General features: G+C 51.7%; 23 protein-coding genes and 4 pseudogenes. 19 read left to right on the forward strand and 8 right to left on the reverse strand.

Annotated elements, in window-relative coordinates; genetic code table 11:
• Window positions 1–37 precede the first annotated feature (37 nt).
• A complete protein-coding gene (locus tag AC0IWZ_RS23645) occupies window positions 38–313 on the reverse strand; it encodes a hypothetical protein (protein WP_471679230.1) in 276 nt (91 codons plus the stop codon).
• An 85-nt stretch (window positions 314–398) separates the two neighbouring features.
• On the opposite strand from AC0IWZ_RS23645, the gene AC0IWZ_RS23650 reads away from it, so the two are divergent.
• A complete protein-coding gene (locus AC0IWZ_RS23650; RefSeq protein WP_471679185.1) occupies window positions 399–1,160 on the forward strand; it encodes a tyrosine-type recombinase/integrase in 762 nt (253 codons plus the stop codon).
• A gap of 20 nt (window positions 1,161–1,180) precedes the next feature.
• Here the strand turns inward: AC0IWZ_RS23650 and AC0IWZ_RS23655 are convergent, their stop codons facing one another.
• The 3 genes from AC0IWZ_RS23655 to AC0IWZ_RS23665 form a co-directional block, all read right to left on the reverse strand.
• Window positions 1,181–1,537: an RES family NAD+ phosphorylase gene (locus AC0IWZ_RS23655; RefSeq protein WP_471679186.1), complete on the reverse strand. Its 357-nt coding sequence runs from the start codon at window positions 1,535–1,537 to the stop codon at window positions 1,181–1,183.
• 96 nt (window positions 1,538–1,633) lie between these two features.
• On the reverse strand, window positions 1,634–2,077 hold the full coding sequence (gene parS, locus AC0IWZ_RS23660; protein WP_471679187.1) for a type II RES/Xre toxin-antitoxin system antitoxin: 444 nt from the start codon (window positions 2,075–2,077) through the stop codon (window positions 1,634–1,636).
• A 589-nt stretch (window positions 2,078–2,666) separates the two neighbouring features.
• Complete coding sequence (locus tag AC0IWZ_RS23665) at window positions 2,667–3,674, reverse strand: RepB family plasmid replication initiator protein (protein WP_471679188.1); 1,008 nt, start codon at window positions 3,672–3,674, stop codon at window positions 2,667–2,669.
• An 836-nt stretch (window positions 3,675–4,510) separates the two neighbouring features.
• Here AC0IWZ_RS23665 and sopA point away from each other — a divergent pair.
• Both sopA and AC0IWZ_RS23675 read left to right on the forward strand, forming a co-directional pair.
• Window positions 4,511–5,677, forward strand: a complete 1,167-nt coding sequence (sopA, locus tag AC0IWZ_RS23670) for a plasmid-partitioning protein SopA (RefSeq protein ID WP_471679189.1) — start codon at window positions 4,511–4,513, stop codon at window positions 5,675–5,677.
• Window positions 5,677–6,639 (forward strand): ParB/RepB/Spo0J family plasmid partition protein, encoded by a 963-nt coding sequence (locus AC0IWZ_RS23675; RefSeq protein ID WP_471679190.1) that lies wholly within the window; start codon window positions 5,677–5,679, stop codon window positions 6,637–6,639. Before sopA ends, AC0IWZ_RS23675 begins: the two co-directional genes overlap by 1 nt.
• 406 nt (window positions 6,640–7,045) lie before the next feature.
• On the opposite strand, the gene AC0IWZ_RS23680 is transcribed toward AC0IWZ_RS23675, so the two are convergent.
• The 3 genes from AC0IWZ_RS23680 to AC0IWZ_RS23690 form a co-directional block, all read right to left on the reverse strand.
• A complete protein-coding gene (locus tag AC0IWZ_RS23680; protein WP_471680547.1) occupies window positions 7,046–8,320 on the reverse strand; it encodes a Y-family DNA polymerase in 1,275 nt (424 codons plus the stop codon).
• Window positions 8,320–8,748: a translesion error-prone DNA polymerase V autoproteolytic subunit gene (gene umuD / locus AC0IWZ_RS23685; protein ID WP_471679192.1), complete on the reverse strand. Its 429-nt coding sequence runs from the start codon at window positions 8,746–8,748 to the stop codon at window positions 8,320–8,322. The genes AC0IWZ_RS23680 and umuD overlap by 1 nt, the downstream gene beginning before the upstream one ends.
• Before the next feature lie 174 nt (window positions 8,749–8,922).
• Entirely contained in the window at window positions 8,923–9,603 is a 681-nt protein-coding gene (locus tag AC0IWZ_RS23690) for an SOS response-associated peptidase family protein (RefSeq protein WP_471679193.1), read from the reverse strand.
• Window positions 9,604–10,014: 411 nt separating this feature from the next.
• On the opposite strand from AC0IWZ_RS23690, the gene AC0IWZ_RS23695 reads away from it, so the two are divergent.
• From AC0IWZ_RS23695 to AC0IWZ_RS23735, 9 genes and pseudogenes are all read left to right on the forward strand, one after another.
• Window positions 10,015–10,779, forward strand: a complete 765-nt coding sequence (locus AC0IWZ_RS23695; RefSeq protein ID WP_471679194.1) for an N-6 DNA methylase — start codon at window positions 10,015–10,017, stop codon at window positions 10,777–10,779.
• Window positions 10,780–11,134: 355 nt separating this feature from the next.
• Complete coding sequence (locus AC0IWZ_RS23700; protein WP_471679195.1) at window positions 11,135–11,320, forward strand: hypothetical protein; 186 nt, start codon at window positions 11,135–11,137, stop codon at window positions 11,318–11,320.
• 202 nt (window positions 11,321–11,522) lie between these two features.
• A pseudogene (locus AC0IWZ_RS23705) lies at window positions 11,523–12,077 on the forward strand (DGQHR domain-containing protein); the annotation flags it as partial.
• A 17-nt stretch (window positions 12,078–12,094) separates the two neighbouring features.
• A complete protein-coding gene (locus tag AC0IWZ_RS23710) occupies window positions 12,095–12,820 on the forward strand; it encodes a hypothetical protein (RefSeq protein WP_471679196.1) in 726 nt (241 codons plus the stop codon).
• A 53-nt stretch (window positions 12,821–12,873) separates the two neighbouring features.
• Complete coding sequence (locus AC0IWZ_RS23715) at window positions 12,874–13,590, forward strand: plasmid SOS inhibition protein A (protein ID WP_471679197.1); 717 nt, start codon at window positions 12,874–12,876, stop codon at window positions 13,588–13,590.
• A 177-nt stretch (window positions 13,591–13,767) separates the two neighbouring features.
• A pseudogene (locus AC0IWZ_RS23720) lies at window positions 13,768–13,869 on the forward strand (DUF5431 family protein); the annotation flags it as partial.
• Window positions 13,826–13,984: a type I toxin-antitoxin system Hok/Gef family toxin gene (locus tag AC0IWZ_RS23725; protein ID WP_209439646.1), complete on the forward strand. Its 159-nt coding sequence runs from the start codon at window positions 13,826–13,828 to the stop codon at window positions 13,982–13,984. The pseudogene AC0IWZ_RS23720 and the gene AC0IWZ_RS23725, both read left to right, overlap by 44 nt.
• A 504-nt stretch (window positions 13,985–14,488) precedes the next feature.
• The gene (locus tag AC0IWZ_RS23730) at window positions 14,489–14,995 is read left to right on the forward strand and encodes an antirestriction protein (RefSeq protein WP_471679199.1); all 507 of its coding nucleotides are present in this window, start codon (window positions 14,489–14,491) and stop codon (window positions 14,993–14,995) included.
• 82 nt (window positions 14,996–15,077) lie between these two features.
• Window positions 15,078–15,380 (forward strand): hypothetical protein, encoded by a 303-nt coding sequence (locus tag AC0IWZ_RS23735; RefSeq protein ID WP_471679200.1) that lies wholly within the window; start codon window positions 15,078–15,080, stop codon window positions 15,378–15,380.
• Window positions 15,381–15,424: 44 nt separating this feature from the next.
• Here AC0IWZ_RS23735 and AC0IWZ_RS23740 read toward each other — a convergent pair whose 3' ends face one another.
• Window positions 15,425–15,694, reverse strand: a complete 270-nt coding sequence (locus AC0IWZ_RS23740; RefSeq protein WP_471679201.1) for a helix-turn-helix domain-containing protein — start codon at window positions 15,692–15,694, stop codon at window positions 15,425–15,427.
• A 730-nt stretch (window positions 15,695–16,424) separates the two neighbouring features.
• Between AC0IWZ_RS23740 and AC0IWZ_RS23745 the strand changes: the two genes are divergently transcribed.
• The 7 genes and pseudogenes from AC0IWZ_RS23745 to AC0IWZ_RS23775 form a co-directional block, all read left to right on the forward strand.
• On the forward strand, window positions 16,425–16,850 hold the full coding sequence (locus AC0IWZ_RS23745; protein WP_471679202.1) for a hypothetical protein: 426 nt from the start codon (window positions 16,425–16,427) through the stop codon (window positions 16,848–16,850).
• Window positions 16,851–16,937: 87 nt separating this feature from the next.
• Window positions 16,938–17,183 carry a hypothetical protein gene (locus AC0IWZ_RS23750; RefSeq protein ID WP_471679203.1) on the forward strand — a complete coding sequence of 82 codons (246 nt, stop codon included), beginning with the start codon at window positions 16,938–16,940 and terminating at the stop codon, window positions 17,181–17,183.
• Window positions 17,184–17,254: 71 nt separating this feature from the next.
• A protein-coding gene (locus tag AC0IWZ_RS23755) for an IS3 family transposase (RefSeq protein WP_471678448.1) occupies window positions 17,255–18,612 on the forward strand; the annotation gives its coding sequence in 2 pieces (ribosomal slippage) (window positions 17,255–17,717 and window positions 17,717–18,612; 1,359 coding nt in all).
• 122 nt (window positions 18,613–18,734) lie between these two features.
• On the forward strand, window positions 18,735–19,298 hold the full coding sequence (locus AC0IWZ_RS23760) for a DUF5983 family protein (RefSeq protein WP_471679578.1): 564 nt from the start codon (window positions 18,735–18,737) through the stop codon (window positions 19,296–19,298).
• A gap of 444 nt (window positions 19,299–19,742) precedes the next feature.
• Window positions 19,743–19,886, forward strand: a pseudogene (locus AC0IWZ_RS23765) (DUF932 domain-containing protein); the annotation flags it as partial.
• A gap of 649 nt (window positions 19,887–20,535) precedes the next feature.
• Window positions 20,536–22,248 carry a group II intron reverse transcriptase/maturase gene (gene ltrA / locus AC0IWZ_RS23770; RefSeq protein WP_471679205.1) on the forward strand — a complete coding sequence of 571 codons (1,713 nt, stop codon included), beginning with the start codon at window positions 20,536–20,538 and terminating at the stop codon, window positions 22,246–22,248.
• An 82-nt stretch (window positions 22,249–22,330) separates the two neighbouring features.
• Window positions 22,331–23,023: pseudogene (locus tag AC0IWZ_RS23775) on the forward strand (DUF932 domain-containing protein); the annotation flags it as partial.
• Between the last annotated feature and the right edge of the window lie 24 nt (window positions 23,024–23,047).

Genomic DNA, 23,047 nt, shown 5'->3' on the forward strand with positions numbered 1-23,047 from the left:
TAGAAAACAGCAGTAAGAAGGTTGAGGTTTGACTCGGTTATACGGCCTTTCCGTTTTCTGTCATTCCCGGCAGCCTGCACCATCCGGGGGATTTACACCCTTTTCCCCAGGATGTTGTGCCCTTCCCTGCTTTCCACCCCATCATCCAGGCTAAAAGGATCACATCAGGATCCTTTTCCGATCCGGCCTGCCATTTTTCTTTTTCCGCTTTCTGGTATATTGCTGGAAAGCGGAAATACTTCCTGCCTGCCTCTGCGGGTTTATTCAGTGGCGCAGCGGCGTCATGGAGGCGAAAATAGACGCAGTTTTTCACCAGATTGCGCTACGTGAATTCTGAAAGGTTTCCGTGGTTGGCACCCGTCAGATTTTACGTAGCGCATCCTTTACCATGAGGTGTCATGTCCCTGCATCCTGTCACCCTGAATGCCCCGGTTCTGTCCGGTGGAATGCCCGATTACGGTCGGGCAATCACCCTGCGGCGTATGGCCCTGCATTACACCGAGCTGCCGAAATATCTGCTGGCACCGGAAGTGGCCGCCCTGCTCCACTATCTGCCGGACTGGACACAGCACGGTCTGGTCAACACGCTGTGGAACACCGGCGCACGCATCAATGAAGCGCTGGCGTTAAGGCGGCGTGACTTCAGGCTGAACGATGACATTCCGCATGTGGTGATCCGCACCGCCAAGCAGCGACGCACCGGCGGTGGTCGTCCGCAGAAAGGGAAATCTGCCAACCGGGTGGTAGTCCTGTCCGATGGGGATTATGTGCGGGAGATGCGCAATCTGTTTGCCAGTACCCGGGAGAAGTTTGAGATTGATACGCTGACGGGAGAAAAACGCGCCATGCCGGTGTGGCGAGTCACGGACCGGACGGTGAGGAACTGGCTGAAAGGCGCGGTCAACGCCGCGTCGCGTGACGGCGTCACTTTTACGGTGGAGATCTCCCCGCACACGTTCCGGCACAGTTTTGCGATGCATCTGCTGTATGGCCACACGCCACCCAAGGTGCTGCAGTCCCTGATGGGGCATGAAAAGTATGAGAGTACCGAGGTGTATACGAAGGTGTTTGCGCTCGATGTGGCCGCCAGTCAGAACGTGACGTTCACCCTGCCGGTGGGTGACGCCCTGCAGCTGCTGCGCGATAACCGCTTAACCTGAAGTGGCTAAAAGAAAAATGACTACTTCAGACGTTCATCAAAGCGGAAATCTACCGGAACAACCTGGCTGATAATTTTCGCGTACTCCGGATGTACCGGATTAAGCAGATAATTGTACTCCACCGGAGAGAGCGCACTCGGGATGCGCAGCGCCACCGCTTCACCCCTTCTGGCCCACTGATCGCCGATGTCGGCCAGGGCCGACGGGGCTTCCGATGCCGACCAGCTCTGCGGCAGGCTGTCTTTTTCAGTCACCTGAATGAGTTCATCCGGCACGTCCACCGACAGCTGGTTAAAGGGATCGAGCCGATTTGCGACATGCAGATGCACCAGGTTCCCGGCCAGGGTCAGCGAGGCGGCTTCCGGGGTACAGACCATGGCGGTGCCGACACTGTTCCAGCGGCCCCGGGTTCTCTGGCGCCCTGCCCTGTCCAGACACTCATCAGGTAGCGGGTTCTGGTCAGACCCAGAGCTTCAGGAGTACACCCCGTGTTCGAGGCGGGTGATGAGTTTCATCACCTCCCAGGCGCCGGACTCGGACGCCAGCAGGTCGGCCGGTTTTTTCCAGCCCAGTGCGCGGCTCGGTTCATTAAGCCACTGCTGGGCCGCCGCTTTATCCCCTTCAAACAGATCCACCGCCTTATCCAGCACGCGGATGAACCGCACCAGACGTTCGCTCTGTGCCGGACTGAAACGGGTTTTACTGTTGCGGTTAAACGTGGTGCCGGGAATACCGGTCATGCGGCGCAGATCGGCCTGGGTGATGTGCGCCCAGGAGACGATGCGGCTGGCCACTTCGCCTTCCAGACCTTTATCAATCTCGTCAACCAGCATCAGGCTGTCGGATACGTTCAGCCCGACGTGTTTCCACAGATTATCAGGGCTGTGACCAGATGTTGTGGGTGTAAAGATTTTCATAAGCGCCTCCGGATGGTATTTTTATTATCACCATATGGTGGTTTTCGGGCAAATTATGCACGGTTCTTCATCTTCAGCGATGACCTGTGGGAAATGCCTAAAGTTTTAAGATGAGTACCGTAAGACTGGCAATCGCTCCTTACTTCACCGCCGTAACTGTGACAATCGACCCTCAACTTCGGGTATTTCCCATATCTGCCGGAACTGTGTCTATCAGGACAAGTTATGCACAGATTCTCACCTATAATTATGGATGAACTAGGAGTCCGTAGTTTCTCTTGGCTTTGATATAAACCAGATGATGAACACCTTACTCTCGGCATAGTACATACCACTGTAGTGAGTAAGAACCACTATAGAGAGTGATAATCTGAGGGACCTAACAATTGTCGCAACTAAATGCGACTCAGAAACCGTTATCTTAGGTGTGTAAATGAAACTGTGGTTAGAAGTAACCACTATAAAGAGAGGAATAGCTCATTACAGTGGTTGCAGCTATCAATTGAAAGAGTGATATTGCTCACTACAGTGGTTAGTCCTCATTATTGAGGTTTAAAGACTCACTACAGTAGATAGCAATGAATGAAGGTTATTTCTTACTTCCACGAAGACTTTCCAGAAGCGCCAGTTCTTCTTTGGTCAGAGAAGTCACAACTAGCTCTTCTGTTTCCATGGGAAGTTCATCTTCTGGATTTTCTGGTAATCCCATGGGTATTGATGCAGGTCGTAGTTTTGGCCTTCTATAGTGGATATGAAAATACACAGCTCTACCACGTTGATACTCCGTATAGTCCAGATATCCAATCTCTTTGAGCTGTGCCATCGCCTTACGAACTGTTGCATTCTGGGTTATTGCCCTGGACGTGAGATTTAAGCGCGCCCTGAAGCGCGACATTGATATGGGCTTGATATCCTGGGGCAAGCTCTCAATATAAGTATAAAGCGCCTGTGCGCTCTCTTTACGAGCCAATTCGTTGATAGCTTGCAACTGGAGGAGTACCTTCCGGTCAAACTGATATAATTCAAATAGTTTTGGGTCTGCCTGCAGGACAACAACATCCTCTTTCATATCGAAGTAAGCAGATTGTACAAGGTGTGTGTGATAGGTCTTATCTTTACTGGAGAAAGATAATGTATTTGTTGTTATCCTCTGTAATGAGGAGTCAATGCGTTTACGTAATGCCGCCGAAGAACGGCTAGAGGGTATTCCACACAGCTTGGTGAATTCAACAAACGGCAGTGTGACCTTGTCTCCGATTATTTTGAATTTTGTAAAAGCATGAATAATCCCAACCCACGTTTTGAAATCATTATCCATGTCTAGTCTGGCCCCGGTTATCTGAATATTTTCAAATCCTTCAGATGTTACGAGGCTAAGCTGTTTCAATTCTTCTGTGGCGTCCATTGTTGACATCTGTCCCTTTCTACCACGAGCAGTAGATTTCAGGGTCGGGACAAACAGCCCAAGACGCATTAAAGCAACAGGCTGTACGGTATTATTACTGTTAGGAACAAGGTTAACAACTTCACCAGTTCTTTTATTAATCTCTGTGAAAGCCTTAGTTATCTCTTTGATAGTTTTGCCTTTTTCACTCATAAAAATATCCCGATGCTGTTCACAGCTAAAGTCACTCCCTACTTACTGTAGTGGATACTATCACTTACTATAGCGGTTATCATACTCTGCATAGTGGTTGTTTTACTGTGTACAGTAGATACTTTACTCTCCATAGTGGATAACGATCACCATCAAAGCCTTGTCTCATAAGGCCTCAGACGATCCGGTGATCTTATTTGGGCTTTGATGACCATTTTGGATCTTATTATTGGATCTATCCTGTGGATAAGTGGATAGAATGAAAAACGACTCATAAAATAAACAATCATCAAAACTATTCACAGCCTAATCAGCAATCACTCTTTATAGTGGTTATTCATAGCTGCATATAGTGGTTTGTCTACTATCTACAGTGGTTGATGAGCTACTTGTAGTGGTTCCTTTACTCATCGTAGTGGATAGTGACAGGTCTTTAAGCCCTGTGGTGTAAGGCTTTAGACGGATCGGTGGTCTTTATGATCCTTAATATGATCTTTAACTGATCTATTTATTGGATCTAACCAGTGAATATGTGCATAACTCATTCGCTTATCTGAGAGCAGTTTGCCACTAATCTCTGGATGAAATGAATGGCCTTGCTATATTCGACATCTCCTTTATTGCGCTTCCTCGCTTTGACAGACTTCGCTAGTCAAAGACTGCGGCGAGCGCTGCGTTCTGTACCAGATTTATCTTTTTGATAAGCGATTCTTTCACTGCTGATTAAGTGACCAACTTTGCAATATTTAAAGGACTTTGCAATTTTTATGTTGCTTTGCGTTAAATTCCAAGATTTAATTAATTATTGCAAAGTAAAACAATAAAGGATTAATGACATGGGTTTAATGGACACTCTGGATCAGTGCATTTTCGCTGGTCACGAAATGACAAGGGCTATTGCAGTTGCGCAGTTCAATGATGATAGCCCCGAAGCGCGAAAAATTACTCGTCGCTGGCGTATTGGTGAAGCATCAGACTTGGTTGGTGTATCGTCGCAGGCTATTCGTGACGCTGAGAAAAGTGGCCGACTTCCACATCCTGATCTGGAAATGCGTGGACGTGTGGAACAACGTGTTGGATACACGATTGAACAAATCAACCATATGCGTGATGTTTTTAGTACCCGCCTTCGTAGACCTGAAAACACCCTCCCTCCTGTTGTCGGTGTAGCAGCCCATAAAGGTGGCGTTTATAAAACATCGGTTTCAGTCCATCTTGCACAACATCTTGCACTCAAAGGGTTGCGTGTTTTATTAGTTGAAGGGAATGACCCGCAAGGCACTGCTTCGATGTATCACGGCTGGGTGCCGGATCTACATATACACGCTGATGACACCCTTTTGCCTTTTTACCTGGGTGAACGTGACGATGCCAGTTATGCGGTCAAATCTACATGCTGGCCCGGCCTCGATATCATCCCTTCATGTCTGGCGCTTCATCGAATTGAAACAGAAATGATGGGACGATACGACGCAGGTAAACTACCGACTGAGCCCCATATGATGTTGCGTCTGGCCATCGAGACAGTTGCACATGATTATGATGTGGTTGTCATCGATAGTGCTCCTAACCTGGGTATCGGGACTATCAATGTTGTCTGTGCTGCAGATGTACTTATCGTCCCTACCCCTGCGGAATTGTTCGATTACACCTCCGCTTTACAATTCTTCGATATGCTACGTGATCTACTTAAGAACGTGGACCTGAAAGGCTTTGAGCCGGATGTACGAATTCTGCTGACCAAATACAGTAATAACAATGGGAGTCAGTCGCCATGGATGGAAGAACAAATCCGTGACGCATGGGGAAGTATGGTTTTAAAAAATGTTGTCCGTGAGACCGATGAAGTAGGTAAAGGACAAATTCGTATGCGTACTGTGTTTGAGCAAGCCATTGATCAGCGCTCATCAACAGGTGCATGGAGAAATGCCCTGGCTATCTGGGAACCCGTGTGTACGGAAATATTTGATCGCCTGATCAAACCTCATTGGGAGGTTCGATAATGAAACGTGCACCTATTATTCCGAAGGTCGTGACTACGCCTACTTCAAAATATGCTTCTGAAACACCCGCTGCACCAGTGGTTGACTCTTTGATTGCGCGAGTCAGTGCGATGGCCAGAGGTAATACGATCACGCTACCAGTTTGTGGTCGGGATGTAAGATTCACGCTGGAAACAATCTCTGGTGAAAAAATTGAAACGGAATCAAAAGTCTGGGTCAATAACGAACGTGACCAGGCGCTACTGACAGAAGAAGCATTGGATGACCTTATCCCTTCCTTCCTTATTTCTGGCCAACAAAATCCAGCGTTTGGCAGAAAAGTTGCTGATGTCATCGAGGTTGCTGATGGCAGTCGACGTCGTATGACGGCGATATTAATAGCCTGTGACTTCCGCATTCTGGTTGGCGATCTGGATGATGAGCAGATGGATTCGTTAAGCAAGCTGGGGAATGATTATCGCCCTACCAGTGCTTACGAGCGTGGTCATCGTTACATGAAGCGGCTTAATAATGAATTTGGTGGCAATGTATCGGCTCTCTCAGAGGCAGAACATATTTCCCGTAAAATCATTTCCCGATGTATGAATACAGCAAAATTACCGAAAGAGTTGGTTGCCCTTTTCTCTCATCCCGGCGAGTTATCAGCCCGAGCTGGGGAGGAATTGTCCAAAGTTTTTGCCAGCCATGAAGCTACTCTGCTCGCACGTGTTAAAGAAATTTCGAAACGAAAAGCTGGCGGTGAAAAACTGGATGCGGAAGTCATCATTACCGAATTGAATGGTGTAAAGGTAAAATCAAGTTCTGACCGTACACAGACGACCAAGCGTCAATATGCCCCGGGCGCAATAAGTCGGGTCAAAGGAAATCAGTTTATCCTCAGCCTGGATACTTCAGTACTACCAGCAGATGTTGTCAAACGTATAGAAGCTGTTCTGCTGGATCTTCAATCTTCCGCTAAGTAGTACCAAGATTAACTTCAATCATTAAGTGGGACCACGGTCCCAACCTGTCTCTGAGACCACGGTCCCAACCTGTCTCTGAGACCACGGTCCCAACCTGTCTCTGAGACCACGGTCCCAACCTGTCTCTGAGACCACGGTCCCAACCTGTCTCTGAGACCACGGTCCCAACCTGTCTCTGGGACCACGGTCCCAACCTGTCTCTGGGACCACGGTCCCAACCTGTCTCTGGGACCACGGTCCCAACCTGTCTCTGGGACCACGGTCCCAATTTGCCATTGTGAATTGTTCTCGATTTATGGAGAGATGCAGTAACCAGAACGCAGTTAGAGGATGAGCTGTGATTAAGTTAGTTTCTCTGATTTAACGTTATCTAATCCAGCGATATGTTTACTAATACTTTAAAGAATTATCTAAGTGCTGCTACAGGTAACTCAGCCCAGCGAGTGGTATAAGCCGGGCTTAGCATCTCTCGTTTCATCTTCCATTCCGGCGTAATCCCCCTGCCAGCAAACCACACTTTTCCCAGACCTGAATGATTAATTCTATCCAACACTTTCATCAGTTCATCGCTGGCGGGGCGTGGCTGGATTTCATCAAAAAGATTCAGTTGTGAAACGCCACTAGGGGTAAAATCGTTAAGCATAATTCCGGCCTTCGCGTACCGATGCCCGTCCTGCCAGATACGATCAAGTGCCTTCATGGCGGCAGCAATAATGTCACGCGTATCTTTAGTTGGGGTGTGCACTTTTTCGCTGGCCAAATTGCCGTAGTAAGGCTCATTGATGGCAAACGGCGAGGACTTGATGAATACCGCTATGTGCCTGCAATATTGCCGTTCCTCCCGTAGCTTCTCCGCTGCTCGTTCAGCATACTGGCAGACAGCCTGGCGCATTGCTTCATAAGTTGTGATCCGTTCCCCAAAAGAGCGACTGCAGACAATTTGTTGTTTTGGAGGAGGAGCTTCTTCCAGACTGATGCAGCTTTCACCGTTCAGTTCTCTGACCGTGCGTTCGAGTACGACATTAAAGTTCTTTCGGATAAAGGTCGGGTTCGTATGTGAAAGCTGCAAAGCAGTCATGATCCCCATGCTGTTCAGCTTCTTCGAAATCTTTCGGCCAACTCCCCAGATTTCCTCCACCGGTTGAAGAGATAGCATTTTCGCGGTCCGCTGACAATTACCCGAAGTCAGTGCCAGAACGCCCCCAAACTGCGGCCATTCTTTGGATGCCCACTGCGCAGATTTGGCCAGGGTTTTAGTCGGCCCCATACCTACGCCAATTGTCAGGCCTGTACCCATTCTGACATGCGTACGAAGCTGTCTGCCGAAGTATTCAAAATCAATACAGTTGTCAATGCCGCGAATATCAAGGAACATTTCATCGATGCTGTACTGCTCCACACGCGGCGCCAGTTCTTCAAGATGAGACATCACTCTGTTGCTCATACTCGCGTAGAGCTCGTAATTGCTGGAAAAGCTGATAAGCGGTTCGGCAAATTGCATTGCTTTTAGCTGAAACCAGGGTACCCCCATTTTTATACCCAGCCGCTTTGCTTCTTGCGAGCGGGCGATAACGCAGCCGTCGTTATTACTGAGCACGACGACAGCCTTACCTCTAAGGTCCGGACGAAAGATCTTCTCACAACTTGCGTAGAAGGAGTTTACATCTGCAAGTGCAAACACTATTCGCTCCCTCGGGTTTTATGTACAAAGGCTGTAACGACACCGAATATTTCCAGTTGTTCAGGAATGGGGTACAACGTTGGAAAAGCCGGGTTCATCGCCTGAAGGGCAGGGCGGGGAGTCAGAAGGAGACGCTTAACGGTGAATTCGCCCTCTATTTCGGCAATGACAATGTCACCATGTTTTGGGCGTTCTGCTTTATCAACGATCATCAAATCACCGCTGTGGAGGCCAATATCGGTCATGGAGTTACCCAGGGCTCTGACAAAAAAAGTCGAACTGGGACGGGAAATACAGTATTCGTTCAGATCAAGCTCGGCCTCGACATAATCCTGAGCCGGGGAAGGGAACCCGGCAGGACAGCTCTCTGTAAACAACGGCAATAAAATTTTAGAGGGATCTGAAGCGACGAGGATAGGGCGTAGCATGGATAACTCCGGGAAATAATAGTGTATATATATACAGTATTATTTGTTAATTCTGAGAGGTTGCAAGCCGTATCTTCAATGTTTCCTGTAGTTTCCTGTTTTGTCATGAAAAATAGTTGGATGACTTATCCACATTTTCAGGGGATAACTCTGTGTGGTTCCTTGTAGACCCCGCTATGACGAATTATTGATCGACTCAATCAGCCCGGCACTTTGATTTTTGACATTACCCACTGCTCGGCTGACGGCATGCCACGTAAATTCATCTGCCGACACACTTCCTACCCGTGTTATCTCTTCTGCTTCCTGGCTTGTCGTCTCCTGTCGTAGCCAGCTTCTGGCGGCTGCCGGCGTCAGTGTAAGAGGACGACGATCATGAATATCAATGAGACCTTGATCGGCAGCTGCTGTGACGATAACAAAGCCTTCGTGTTCATCTCCTCGTTCAAACGGTGGATGACCAATAGCGGCAAAAAGCAGAGGATGTCGGTCCTCACGATAAATCAGGTAAGGTTGCTTAGTCCCACCTTCATTTTTCCATTCGTACCAGGCATCAGCAAAAACGATAGCCCGCCCATGTGTCCATAAAGGTTTAAACATTCTGCTGGTTGCGGCAGTTTCGACCCGAGCATTGATCAGGGGTTGTTTGCCCCACCATGCTGGCGCAAACGACCAGACCACCGGATCGAGATGCAGAATGTTATCCCTCTCATTCAACAGCAGAACTTTCGTACCTGGTGCGACATTGTATCGACCGATGGGTTCCGGATCGTAGGGGATATCCCGCTCAGACTCGTCAGCAAGCCAGCTAAGATATTCTTCGCGTGTGTTGTACTGCGTGAACCGTCCGCACATAAGGCCTCCGAATGATATTTTTTAAAGATAGCTCAGAGCCTCATCCGTGCAGTGGCAACCTGTAGTAATTACTGTGTAGTGAAACGTGCAGTAAGGAAAAGCAGCAACTGGTTGCGCTGGAAGAAACCGGAATGCTCAATGTCGATGCTTTTGCACATCAATATCAACGTCGCCCGTCCCCCTGCCTTACCTGACGTTGTCTGCAGTGACTCCCCCCTCCGCTTAACAGTCGCACCGTGCCGGAAAAATTCAAGCCACCGGCTGCGGTGCCCGTTCGCACACTCTCCCGATGGTCGCGCGCTTGCGCTGCGGCCTTGCATCCGGAGCTGGATTTTTTCCTGAAGGCCCGTTGCGTCCTGTGCGGTATGGCGGGAGCACATCGCAGACTGCCGGAATGGAAGGAACTCCAGAATGACGCAATTGACCCTCGATATCGCCCCACTGACGGTTCAACGAAAAAATGCCGCCAGTAATACCGGTTACCAGAAATTCCAGCGCAGTTTTATCCGCCTGTTCGGGGAAACGGCGCGTTACCATCACCGGCATGAAGTGTTCCGTGATCTGGTTGCCATGGGGACTCTGGCCATGCAGAACGCGTTTCTGCGCTCGCCGGTGCTGGAAGAGGAATATCTGGCCATCGCCGGGCGCTACCAGGCAGAGGACATGACGCGGATGGCGCAACTCATCGGTTGTATTGCCGGGGCCCTGGACTGTCGTGCGGGGGACTTCCTCGGGGAAATCTTTATGGAGCTGGAAATAGGATCGACGCACATGGGACAGTTTTTCACGCCTTATGCCGTGTCCCGGCTTATGGCAAAACTTACCTTCAGTCAGGTGGCGAAGCAGCTGGAGCGGCATCCTTTCATTACGCTGGATGAGCCCACCTGCGGGGCGGGCAGTATGGTGATTGCGGCCTGTGAGTTGATGCTGGATCAGGGGATTAATCCACAGCAAAAACTGTATGCGCGCTGCACCGATATTGATGCGGTTGCTGCGCATATGTGTTACCTCCAGCTTTCCTATCTGGGCGTGCCGGCGGAAGTGGTGGTCGGCAACTCACTGACGCTGAAGGCGTACCGCTCGTACCGGACCCCCATGTGGTATATCGGCAACTGGGGCCAGCAGCTTGCGGCCCGTGATTTGGTTGACGGCTTCCGGCGTTTTCTTCCTGACTGAATGACCCTACGGGGCCAAAGCCCCGTGACTGCTGGCGCTTCCAGGGAGCTGAAGCTCCCGGCGCCCCGGACGGGGCCCGCCAGAGGCTGGCCCTGAAAAGGATACCCCCTCCCGTCCACCCTTCCTGCAGACGTTATCTCCTGCCATCGCTTAAACGGTTACACCGTGCCGTCAAAATTCAAGCCGCCGTCTGCGGCGCCCGTTCGCACGCTCTCCCGATGTTCGCGCGCTTGCGCTGCGGCCTTGCATCCGGGGCGTGATTTTTGCCTGAGGCCCGTTGTTGCCCGTCGCTCATGGCGGGAGACAACGACTCGCCCCTGAAAAGGGGAACGCCAGAAAGAGCTGGTTTTTCCCGATGACACGTCACCCACAGGAGAATGAGATGAACGATCGCCAGGCTGTCACCCAGTTGATGCAGTATCTGTCCGACAAGCTGCTGACATCGTCAGACGCGTTTGCGCAGACATTGCGCCACTTTGATATTCAGACTACTTACGAGGGGATACCCTGTGTGTTCCGGCGCAACCCCTCTCATTGCTGATGCAGACTGACAGCGCACCTCCGCGCAGCAAGGGCCGCTCGCGCTTTCCGGTCAGATTTTCTTTCGCCGGCTTCAGAAAATCAGCCCTCCACCCCTGCTTTTCGTCGTTTCGCCGTCAAAAAGTCTGCGCAATGAGGGGCGTTCCGCAACCGGAAATAAACCGGAAAGGAGGACGCCAGAATGAAGCCGGAGGAGACTAATGATGACCACCCAGACCCATGAGTACTTTTTTGAATTCCCAGCCATTCGTGGCCGTCAGGCAGGCCGCGAGCAGTATGTGCTGTTTGTGCCGATGAATATGCTCAAACGCATTCTGGCCAGCGATAACAGCGGGGATGTGATGTCCCGTTCGCAGCGCGAACATAACCAGGTCCGTTCACGCAAAATCACGAACTATCTGACCGGGGGGATGACACAAAGCGTGACTGGATCCTGGGTACGCTGACCGGAAATATTGATAAAGCGGTCATCTTTAACGCCGCCGAAGGCACAAAAGGCGACGTGGGCATGTTGTCCGGATATCAAGCTGTTCGATGGCCAGCACCGCAGCGGGGGCATTTATGGATATATCGATGCCCGCCCTGATGCCAATGACATGATCACCCTGCTGCTGAGCGTGGGTCTGCCGCTGGAAACCCGCCAGCAGTTTTTCTCTGACACCAACAACAACGCCACCAAACCGGCGACGGCCATTTCAATGGCGTACAACCATAAAGATCCGGTCAATGACCTGGTGCGTCACATTGCGTCAGCGTCCGCGCCCTGGCGATGCGGGTGGACTACGAACACAACGTGGTGCCGGGAAAAAGTGACCTGCTGGTCAGCTTTAAGGCGCTGCATGATGCGACCCGGAAAATGTTTGGCCTGCGTGCCGGTGATGAGGTTCCGGCCGCGCTGCGCCATGAGGCGGTGACGTTGCGGAGTGCCTGGGCGGACGCGCTGCACTGGGAATGGGTGGCGGAAATGCTGGGTGCTTCCACCTACCGCACGATGGCCATCGGTACGCATGGGGTGATGGTCAATGCCATTGGTCTGGCCACGGCTATGATGCTTGAACACCATGATGCGGAGGCTATCGCGCAGCAGCTGCGTGCGCACCGTCAGCAGGATACAATCTGTGAGGACCGCTCTCAGACTTTCCGTCACGAATGCTGGCACGGTATCTGTGTTGATGCGCAAAGTGGCACGGTGAAATGTGATGCGGCGGCACAGAGCCGGGCGGCCATGCACCTGCTGGCGCTGTTCGGTCTGGATCCGGCCAATCCCCATGCGTGGCTGCGAGAAGCCTGTGACGAGTCAGTCAGTGATGACGCCATCGCAGAGATGATCGGCAAGGTGGAGAAGGTGGTCGCCGAGAAAAATCTGTCCATGGACAGTCTGAAGGTCGACATCCCGCTGATGATTGCCCGCAACGAAGGGGCATTCTTGCAGACGCTCAACCATATGCGCAAGCTGCGTCAGGGGGCAAAGGAGCAGTATCCGGAGGATGTGCAGGCGTAACGGATAAGGCCGCCCTGACGGGCGGCCAGACTCTACCGGCCCACCTTGCCCTGGTGTGCTTACGATCTGAGCAGCAGGCGGCCACTGGCGCCATTATCGACGTTGAAGAATCCCCACGTCGTTCCGGTTTGGAGTTTTACCCGTATGCGGCGGCATTCTTTCGCAGGCTGACCGGGCGCGGGAAAGCGTCGGGCAGGGGACTGCGACTCATCCCCTGCATCCGGTGGGATCCGGCGGAACGGCTGGCCACGCTGAGTGATTATGACATGGCATTTAACACACTGATCCGTACCCGTGGCGAATACTGTCCGTCACCCCTCTCCACCTCTGACGGCGACTGGCTGTTCCCGGAAACGGCGTTTCGCCGCCGCGAACGTAACAAACACCGGGTGAGACTGGCCGCGCATAAATACCATTCGACCTGGAGCCGCCAGGACGCCCGGCGTCGTGCCCAGGAGGCATTGCAGTATCAGCATTATGCTGAGCGGGCGCGCATCGAGCTGAATTTTCAGAGTCCGGATACCTTTGTGCAGTGGCATGATCGCCATCCGGAACTGAAAGAACAGGACTGGCTGGCCATGTTCTGGCACTGGCAACGGCGGTTCCCGTCGCTCAGGTCGCTGGCGTGGTTTCAGTACAGCCGTGATCAGCCGCAGGTGATTGCCATAAGTTTGCAGGTACTGGTGCAGGACACCCCGGCGGTCATCCGGGCGCAGGAACGGTTGTATGTTCCGAACAAACTGACGGTGCAGGCCTCAAAAAGTGTCTGACTTTTCGACAGTTTTTAGCGGGTATTCCTGGTCAGAGTGAGGCGGATAGCAGTATAATAGGCGTGGCGCTTGAGGCTTTTTGCCTCCTGCGACTGGCAGAAATGTTGGAAGGTAGTGAGGCAGAAAGAGAAAAGCCCCAAAGGTAATTTTTCAATTAACCAATGAGGCTAAATCTGCATGCTTCGACAACATCAGATTAGCCGCTTATCCGCCGAAAGGCAAGGAGAAGTCAGCTATGAAACTGCCGCGAAACGCCCTGATCTGGTGCGTATTAATCGTGTGTTTAACGCTGTTAATATTCACATTCCTGACCCGGAAATCGCTGTGCGAAATCCGTTATAAGGACGGAACGCGGGAGGTGGCGGCTTTTATGGCTTACGAATCCGATAAGTAGCAACCTGTAGCGGGGGGGACCCCCCGCTTTTCAGGAGGCTGATAGTGTTGAAGGTCTGCCAGCAAGCGCCTTTATGAAGGGCTGTCCGGGTCACCGGGCGGCCCTTTTTCCGTACTGGGATCCCTTCTGCTCCGGCCCCGGAGTTGCGTGCGCTTGCAGCTGCCTGACGGCAGTGCCGCTTCCACTGGCCGCCGCTGGCGACCGCTAAGGAAAGCCGGTCAACCGGTTTTTTCCGGCGTCTCCTTTGCACCCTGTTCTGCGGTGTTCACTTTTGCTGTGACTGACGCTGCCCCGTTCCGGTTCATCAACAAGGGTGAAGGCTGACGCCCGCTGTCCTCACCCGTTCGCACTCCCTCCCTGTGGTCGTTCGCTTGCGCTGCGGCTTCCGGCTGCGCCCTTGTTTCTTCCCCTGATGGAACGGGGCGGCTGGGTGTCACAGCAACGTGCTCCCCGCCTCCTGAAAAATGGAAAAGGGGACACCAGAAAGAAGCCGAAGGAGAAAAAATGACTACGCCAGATCAAACCACTCAGACTGACACCGCCCAGGTGACCCGTACTGAAATTACCGATCCCCGTCGCCGCCTGGCCTTTGTGCCCCGGTTGTTTGCGACAGCACTGGGGGAAAGCATGGCCGCGACCTTCCTGCGTAAACACAGCGATTACGACGGCGGGATGTGGAATTTCTATGAAGTCCCGCGCGGTATCAGTGGGCAAGTTGCGGCGTGGACCGATATGGCCACCACCTGCCCGACCGGCTACATCGCCCCGCCAGACGGCACGTATCAGATGACGAACCCGGGAAACTATTTTGATGCAGAGGTTTCAGCCGATGCGGCCGGGATTATCGCGACGCTGTTTGTGCTCAACCAGCTGTGCTGGAAAGTGTCAGAGATGGGGAGCCAGTATGCGCAGACCTGTCAGGGGCTTATCGATCGTCAGGATGCGCTGAAGGATTATGTCAGCATCATTAATCACCCGGAAAGCAGTCTGATTTTCCGCGCAATCGACTGACCCGCCGCCGGACGCCACGCGCCCGGCTAAAAGAAAACCATGATAATGGCTACGCTGTGGCCATTTAACACAGGATGAGAACGTGATGACCCCTGAAAACACCATGGCTGGTATGGATGAACTGGTGAGAATTGCAGGTGAGGGAGGCTATCAGCCGGGGCGCGAACCGGACAACGCGGATCGTGCCGCCATTGCCGCGCAGGTACTCTGTCAGTTTGCGCTCGCAAGTGGGCTGGATAAGAGCGGCGAATCCGCCGAGACAATGTTAGTTGATTTACTGGCCAATCTGATGCATCTGAGTGATCGTCTGGAGACGCAGGGTGTTGCCTGTCTGCTGAATGTGGCCGCGATGCATCACAATGATGAAGTCCGGGACCCGGGTTGATTTGGCCGCCCTGCTGAAAACCCCGCGCATCGAGCGCGGGATCTTCAGTGCCCGGCCTGTGACCCCGGCGAACGACTGGCGTTGTGCATCGTCCACAGGAGGGTGAGCAGCGGCTCCTGATGCTTCTTTTGCACCATAGTGGACAGTAAATTTTCGCTACTCAGTGCGAGGGCGGCCAGCGCCACCATGCGTTTTACCTGATAACTGGTTTCATAATCTTTGTAAGTTCGCAGGCTCACGCCCAGCTCTTCCGCCGCTTTCTCGCGACTCCAGCCAAAACTTTTTCTCCATAATCGCAGATCATAACCGGTCATTTGAATGTCCAAAAAAGTGCAGAAATTGTACTTGATTTTAATCGTATATGAGGAAAATTAAATATAAAAGGTGCAATAACTGCACTTAATTAGATGTATTTATTGAGTGTTGGGTCTCATGGGAAGGGGCAGAAACTGCACTTTATGTTCACTGTATTAATTCGCGAAACCTGGCTGAATGAACAGCAATAAGAGCCTGAAAAAATTCATGCCACCCCGTGGCCCCTTCGGCTCCCCGTCCGGAGGCCGGGTCGTCGCCTGCACTCCAGTGGGTGGCGCGCTGCCCCGCCCACTTCCGCAGAGCCACCGGGGTGTCTCTGTCCTTGCGGATAGCAAGCGATGCCTGAACTGCCCGCTTGCAGCTGCCCACGGGCAGCTGCCGCTTTCACTGGCCGCCACGGCGGCCGCTCAGGATAACGGGCCTGCAGCCCGCTTCTGTCGCTCCCTTTTATTCCTGTGTTGCGGTGTACCTGTGGCCGTGACAGACGCTGCCCCGGCCCGTGCCATTCACAAGGGTAAAGGCTGACGCCCGTTTCCTCCCCCGTTCGCGCGTCTTCCCGATGGTCAGTCGCTTGCGCTGCGGCCTCGGGCACGCCCTTGTGCCTGTCACTGATGGGACGGGGCGGTCTTGAGTCACGGCCCCAGGCTCCCCCGCTTCCGAATAAGGAAAGAAAAGGGAAACGCCAGAAAGAAGCCGGAGAAAATTCAACACACTGTCGGAGATAACGTTATGAGCGCACTGGTTTTTTATCCTGTAGGCGGTTTTCACTATGAAGACGCGTACCTCGATGGCGACGTCTACAAAAACGGCTGGGGTCAGACGCTGGAGACACTGAACTCCTTTGGCGGGAATTACGTTCTGATCTCCCTGAATGAAGCACGTGAATGTATCCGTGCCGCTGCCCGCAAACCGGTTCGCGAAATTACCGAAGCCGAGTTTACCGAAAAACTCTACATGCTCCCGCCGATGAACTGGCGCGCCGGTGTCAGCTCGCAGTCATTCAAATTCATGGAAATGATTTGCCAGGATGTCACCGATATTTTTGCGGAAGTGGACGGGCGTTTTTTCACGCTGGCGGATAAAAGCAGCCTGAGCCATGAGCAGATCATCAACCGGATCACTGAGGAGGTGCTGAAAACCGAAGAGAAAGGGTAATAAAAAAGCAGAGCGGGCGCTCTGCTTATTCACTCCGGCCTGTTCGAGCAGGTCGGATAATTCAGATGTCAGTTATGAGGACAAATCATGAAAGACAAATTCATCGTCGCATGTCAGGAATATTTTGTAAAGCAGAAGGGAGTGAGAAGGGCACAACAGCGGCAGATCCGCGAAACCCTGCCAGAGGATGCCATCACGCGACGTCTGCGCATACTGGCCAAAATAATTGCCCGCTGTGAGCGCCGTCATCAGCCGGTGCGTATACCGGCACTGAATGGGGCTGAGTGGGGTCAGGTACTCCGGACGCTGGAACTGAAACGGGCGTATGCCTGACAGGTTGCCGCCCCCGCAGTTGAACTGCACCCCAAAAGTTGGACACCCAACTGATTAAGGTGCAGTTTTTTATGAGCAAGTATTCTCTCAGCTTCAAGCTTGAGGTCGTGCAGCACTATCTTTCCGGGCCCGAAGGGTACAAGGCGACAGCAAAGCGTTTTGGTATCGATCACAGTGCCGTTCGTAAGTGGTCTGCCGCCTGGAAGTTTCATGGCAAAGCCGGACTCACTACCCGGCATTTCACTTATTCCCCGGCCTTCAAAGAGTCCGTTATCCTGCATATGCGTGAACACCATCTGTCTGTTCGCGAAGTCTGTGCAAAGTTCACTATCCCTGCTTTTTCCTCGGTTTGTCAGTGGGAACGATTGTATGATGAAGGGGGTTTGGCAGCCCTCGCAGACAACCGCCGCAGGAAAAAAACGATGCCGGATACCCCTGAAAATAAGTCAGTCCCCCCTTCTCAAACGCCCCTTAACCCGGACGAACGTGAGGAGCTCGAACAGCTACGCGTTGAAGTGGCTTATCTAAAAAAGCTTCAGGCCTTACTCAGGGAAAAAAACATGGCGAAACGCGGGATAAAACGCAGATTGTGAATGAGTTAAGGCCGCAGTATCCCCTGACTCGCCTGCTAAAAGCGGCGGCGCTGGCCAGAAGTACGTTTTACTGGCAGCTGGCTTGCGCTAAAAAGCCGGACAAATATGCCGATGATAAGCAAAGGATTTTAACGCTGTTCCATAAGCATAAAGGGCGATATGGATACCGGCGGATCACGCTGGCTGGTCGCAGGGAAGGGAGTTTACTGAACCATAAAACGGTTCAGAGGTTGATGCAGCAGTTAGATTTAACATCCTGTATCAGAAGGAAAAAATATAACTCTTACAAAGGGCGATACGGCAAAGCTGCGGGTAATGTGCTGAACCGCCAGTTCAGTGCAGACAAACCGAACCAGAAGTGGGTAACAGACGTGACAGAATTTAAAATTGCCGGGGAAAAGCTGTATTTATCCCCGGTCCTTGACCTGTATAACGGTGAGATCGTGGCGTATCAAATGGAGCATCGTCCCGTGCTGTCGATGGTAGACGATATGCTGAGTAAGGCGCTGTCAGTCCTGAGTGAAGGTGAATATCCGCTGGTGCATTCAGACCAGGGTTGGCAGTATCAGATGGGGCACTATCAGAAGCGACTCAGGGAAGCAGGGCTGAAACAGAGCATGTCACGCAAGGGAAACTGCTATGACAATGCGGTGATAGAAAGCTTCTTCGGCACGCTGAAAACGGAATGCCTGTATCTGGAGGAGTATAGAAGTATCAGCGAGTTACGGGATGCTATTGACGGATATATCTACTATTACAACCATGAAAGAATAAAACAGAAACTAAAAGGCCTGAGTCCGGTAGAGTACCGAACCCTGGCCCAGATAGCCGCCTGATGTAAACCGTCCAACTTTATGGGGTCAGTTCACAGGGGGCGGTTTTTTAAGTGCTGCTGTTTCCGACCGGCATTGAGCCGGACGGAAACAGAAAGGCGACGCAGACAGACCGGATAACGATGATGAAATACACCTTAAATGCCCCTTATGGCGTCACCGCTATTCAACTGGACAACGGTGATGAAGCCCTGTATCTGCACGGCGAGTGCCTTGTCCTTGCCGATTTTCATCTGCGTGATGATTCCGTGATTGCCACAGGTGAACGTATGGCTGAGGTGCTGGGCATGCCGTTCACGTTTCTGACGCTGCCTGAGCCGGAGAATGAAGAGTGGTGCTGGAATGAGGTGGTGGAGGCGCTGGGCTGGGGTAAATCAATGAAGCTGGGCCGTATGGTGATGCGTCCGGTTCTGGAGTGCTGTATCTCGCATATCACCGCTGATGACAACACGCTGCTGACGGAGCTGTGCCGTGAAAAATTTGAAGGGGAGTGGATCATGGATACCGGCGTCGGGTATCTCATTCGCCTGGATGCACGGATGCACCCGCTGATGCATCTGAAGCGCTTTGGTTTATCCCGCGACGCACGCTGGCTGATTGCCTGGTGTATGAAACACGCGGATATCAGCATGATCCACTTCTCACAGGCAGGGGACGAGCTGGAGCCGTTTACGACCTTTGACTGGTAACATCGGCCCGGCAGAGGCCGGGCTGTTTTGTTGTCCGATCACCGTTCCGGTATTCGCCCTCACCACCGACCGGGCTTGCAGCAGGACACAGGCCTGCGCCGCCCCGGCACTGCCGCTACCACGTCAGTGTAAGGCCGGGGTGATAACACTCCGATGATTTTCTTCCGGCGTATTCCTTTTCATCTGTCGCTGTACCCGCCTGCCTGCTTCGTGACAGAACGTATCCCGGACCGGTTATGCCACAAGGGTAAAGGCTTGCGCCCGCTGTCTCCCCCGTTCGCACTTTCTCCCTCCGGTCGTGCGCTTGCGCTGCGGCCTCGTCATCGCCCCTGCGTCATTCCCTGAAGGCCCGGGATGTTCTTGTGTCACGGCAGGCGGCCACAGCGACAGACACACTGAAGCAGCCCACGCCAGAAGAAACCCGAAACCACAAAGGAGAATATGATGACCCGTTTAGCGTCCAGCTTCCGTGCAATGAACGTAATCCGCAAAGAACGCGCCCTGACCAATGAAGAGCTGATGAGACACGTTCCAAGTGTGTTTTCAGAAGAAAAACATGAATCTCGTAGCGACCGTTATACCTACGTGCGACACGTATAAGTGTCTATTTTATTGAAATAATAGAGCTTTAGCTCTGGTTATCATTGTCCAGCCATTGCTACCTAGCGATGGAAGCGGACTCGCTGCACGACCAGCGGTAGCCTAAGAAGACATGCATTGATGGTAACAACTTTGTGTGAAGCTCTTCTGACAATGTAGCCCCTGAATTACAGGCGTTGTTTTGCTGCGAGGCAGAAAACGGAAACTCGGAGCAGTACCGGGTCGAGGCGCTAGGCTGGCTGGCATGGGCAACATATGTGAACTGCTGATAAATATCGTTAAGCGCAAATGCCAAAACTGCTGACAGGCATAGACCAAAAGGTATGAGAGCGGTTATCTCGCTGTAAGTTCGGGATACGTCGTCAAAGCCTCTCCGGTAGATAGGCAGGCCCTAACCCAGTTGTGTGATAAGCAGAGAACGTGGTAAGCCCGTATTACCGCCGCAAGGCAGGCAAACCGTAAGGAATGTTGTTGGTGGTGCGGGTAAAGGATTGTGGAAAAAGCGAATGCGGTTCTGTAATGGAACTGACAGGAATTGCGCCAAAGCAACATTATTCCGCGCGAAAGCGGGCTGACTTCCACATGGTCTTTCTTCACAAGAAAATTTGAAAAATCTTACCTAAGGAGATAACAGCAGATGACAACGCAGCGGTTTTGCGCGGGTGCGATCTCCCACAACACGATACATTGGCACAATATTGATTGGGCAAAATGTCATCGGGAAGTGCGTAGACTCCAGATGCGTATTGTGAAGGCAACACGGGAAGGCAGATACGGCAAAGTTAAAGCTTTGCAGTGGATTCTGACCCACTCGTTTTACAGCAAGGCAATTGCCGTTAAACGGGTTACTGAGAACAGAGGTAAGAAAACACCTGGTGTGGATAAGGTTACATGGTCTACGCCGGACACCAAATCACAAGCCATGATGTCATTGAAAAGACGAGGATATAAAGCACAACCATTAAAGCGTGTTTATATTCCCAAATCCAATGGTAAGCAGCTACCACTGGGCATTCCTACAATGAAAGACAGGGCTATGCAGGCTCTCTATCTGCTCGCTCTCGAACCTGTAGCAGAGACAACAGCGGATCGACATTCATTTGGATTCAGACCCGCAAGATCCACTGCCGATGCTATCGAGAAATGCTTTACAGCACTGTCACCGAAGCGTGCAGCAGTATGGGTTCTGGAAGGTGATATCAAAGGGTGTTTCGATAATATCAGCCATAACTGGCTATTGGATAATGTACTGACAGATCGTCAGATCATGAACCAATGGCTAACAGCTGGATATTTTGAAAAACAACAACTTTTCCCCACTCACTCAGGAACGCCACAAGGAGGGATTATTTCCCCCGTACTGGCAAATATAGCTCTGGATGGTATCCAGGCTGCCCTGAGTGATGTGGCCAAAAGGCGCTGGAATAACGGGAAGTCTTTCTGCCCTAAAATCAACTTTGTACGATATGCAGATGACTTTATTGTAACAGGCTCAACCAAAGAGCAACTGGAACATAAAGTTTTGCCAGTGATCACGGAATTTATGGAAAAGCGAGGATTAACGCTGTCGCCAGAAAAGACCAAGATCACGCATATCGATGAAGGTTTCGATTTCCTCGGGCAAAACATTCGGAAATACAACGGAAAGCTTCTTATTAAACCGTCTACTACGAATGTTAAGGCCTTTCTGGGCAAGGTCAGAGCGACGATCAAGGGAAACTGGATGCTGCGTCAGGACAAACTGATAGGGCTTCTCAATCCGATGATTACTGGCAGGGCAAATTTCCATCGCCACGTTGTATCCTCCGCGACATTTAGTCGTGTGGACTATGAGATTTGGTTGTGTTTATGGCAATGGTCTACCCGCAGGCACAAGCATAAAGGGAGAGTTTGGATCAAACGACGTTATTTCCATACCGTGGGCAATCGAAATTGGGTATTTGCGGCTTATTCAGGGAATAGATCTCCTGATGAAACGCCGAAGCTTATGACTCTTCGTAGAGCATTCGATACCAAAATCGAAAGACACCGGCAAATAAAAGTAGATGCAAACCCGTTCGACCCTCAATGGGAAACGTATTTTGAGGCCAGAATTAATCTCAAGATGCAAAACTCACTGAAAGGTAGAAATAAACTCATCAACTTGTGGTTGCAACAAGGACGACGCTGTCCATGTTGCAAAGAACTGATTACGTCGGAGTCCGGGTGGCATGTCCATCATATTGTCCGACGAGTCGATGGTGGGAACGACGGGCAAGCAAATTTGGTCATGCTACATCCTAACTGTCATGCACGGGTTCATTCTCTCGGACTTTCAGTAGTGAAACCGGTTCCTGCAAGGGGACTTTGAAAGGCTTGAGCCGTATGCGGGGAAACTCGCACGTACGGTTCTTAGGGGGGAATGGGTCAGTAATGGCCTGTTCCTACCCGACATTCCGACGATCACCCTGCTGGATAATCTCCGCCGAGAGGGATTCCAGCCATTTTTCGCGTGTCAGACTCGTGTGCGCGATACCGGAAAACGTGAACACACCAAGCATATGCTTCGCCTGCGCCGTGAAGGTCAGATCATGGGAAAAGAAGTGCCGGAAATTATTCTCCTGAACAGTCATGATGGCAGCAGTAGTTATCAGATGATCCCAGGTATGTTTCGATTCGTTTGTGCGAACGGTATGGTGTGTGGTCAGAGCTTTGGGGAAATTCGTGTGCCACACAAAGGGGACGTTGTCGGGAAGGTCATCGAGGGTGCTTATGAGGTGCTGGGAATTTTTGACCGTGTCACTGAGTCGTGCGAAGAAATGCGCGCTATCACGCTGAAGCCCGATGAGCAGAGGATTTTTTCGGAGCTGGCACTTGACTGGAAATATGACGGGAAAGGTGACGGTAAGCATATTCCAGTGACACCTGATGCCGTGTTGAATGTGCGTCGTCATGAGGATAAATCAGATGATTTGTGGACAACGTACCAGCGCGTGCAGGAAAACATGATCAAAGGTGGTATCACGGGTCTCAGTGCGCAGGGTAAGCGTCAGAGAACCCGAGCGGTGACCGGCATTGATGGTGATATGAAACTGAATCGGGTGCTGTGGGAAATGGCCGAAAGAATGAAAAAACTGAAATCATGATATGAAACTGGCAGGGATAATCCC

This window comes from Buttiauxella sp. AC142 (assembly GCF_979253435.1).

Bases quoted from the DNA above. Each gene is read 5' to 3' on its own strand.
- parS (WP_471679187.1), bottom strand. From the start codon at position 2,077: ATGAAAATCTTTACACCCACAACATCTGGTCACAGCCCTGATAATCTG.
- AC0IWZ_RS23745 (WP_471679202.1), top strand. From the start codon at position 16,425: ATGAGCGCACTGGTTTTTTATCCTGTAGGCGGTTTTCACTATGAAGAC.
- AC0IWZ_RS23650 (WP_471679185.1), top strand. From the start codon at position 399: ATGTCCCTGCATCCTGTCACCCTGAATGCCCCGGTTCTGTCCGGTGGA.
- AC0IWZ_RS23675 (WP_471679190.1), top strand. From the start codon at position 5,677: ATGAAACGTGCACCTATTATTCCGAAGGTCGTGACTACGCCTACTTCA.
- AC0IWZ_RS23760 (WP_471679578.1), top strand. From the start codon at position 18,735: ATGAAATACACCTTAAATGCCCCTTATGGCGTCACCGCTATTCAACTG.
- AC0IWZ_RS23655 (WP_471679186.1), bottom strand. From the start codon at position 1,537: ATGGTCTGTACCCCGGAAGCCGCCTCGCTGACCCTGGCCGGGAACCTG.
- AC0IWZ_RS23665 (WP_471679188.1), bottom strand. From the start codon at position 3,674: ATGAGTGAAAAAGGCAAAACTATCAAAGAGATAACTAAGGCTTTCACA.
- sopA (WP_471679189.1), top strand. From the start codon at position 4,511: ATGGGTTTAATGGACACTCTGGATCAGTGCATTTTCGCTGGTCACGAA.
- umuD (WP_471679192.1), bottom strand. From the start codon at position 8,748: ATGCTACGCCCTATCCTCGTCGCTTCAGATCCCTCTAAAATTTTATTG.
- AC0IWZ_RS23740 (WP_471679201.1), bottom strand. From the start codon at position 15,694: ATGACCGGTTATGATCTGCGATTATGGAGAAAAAGTTTTGGCTGGAGT.
- AC0IWZ_RS23695 (WP_471679194.1), top strand. From the start codon at position 10,015: ATGACGCAATTGACCCTCGATATCGCCCCACTGACGGTTCAACGAAAA.
- AC0IWZ_RS23700 (WP_471679195.1), top strand. From the start codon at position 11,135: ATGACACGTCACCCACAGGAGAATGAGATGAACGATCGCCAGGCTGTC.
- AC0IWZ_RS23690 (WP_471679193.1), bottom strand. From the start codon at position 9,603: ATGTGCGGACGGTTCACGCAGTACAACACACGCGAAGAATATCTTAGC.
- AC0IWZ_RS23750 (WP_471679203.1), top strand. From the start codon at position 16,938: ATGAAAGACAAATTCATCGTCGCATGTCAGGAATATTTTGTAAAGCAG.
- ltrA (WP_471679205.1), top strand. From the start codon at position 20,536: ATGACAACGCAGCGGTTTTGCGCGGGTGCGATCTCCCACAACACGATA.
- AC0IWZ_RS23730 (WP_471679199.1), top strand. From the start codon at position 14,489: ATGACTACGCCAGATCAAACCACTCAGACTGACACCGCCCAGGTGACC.
- AC0IWZ_RS23725 (WP_209439646.1), top strand. From the start codon at position 13,826: ATGAAACTGCCGCGAAACGCCCTGATCTGGTGCGTATTAATCGTGTGT.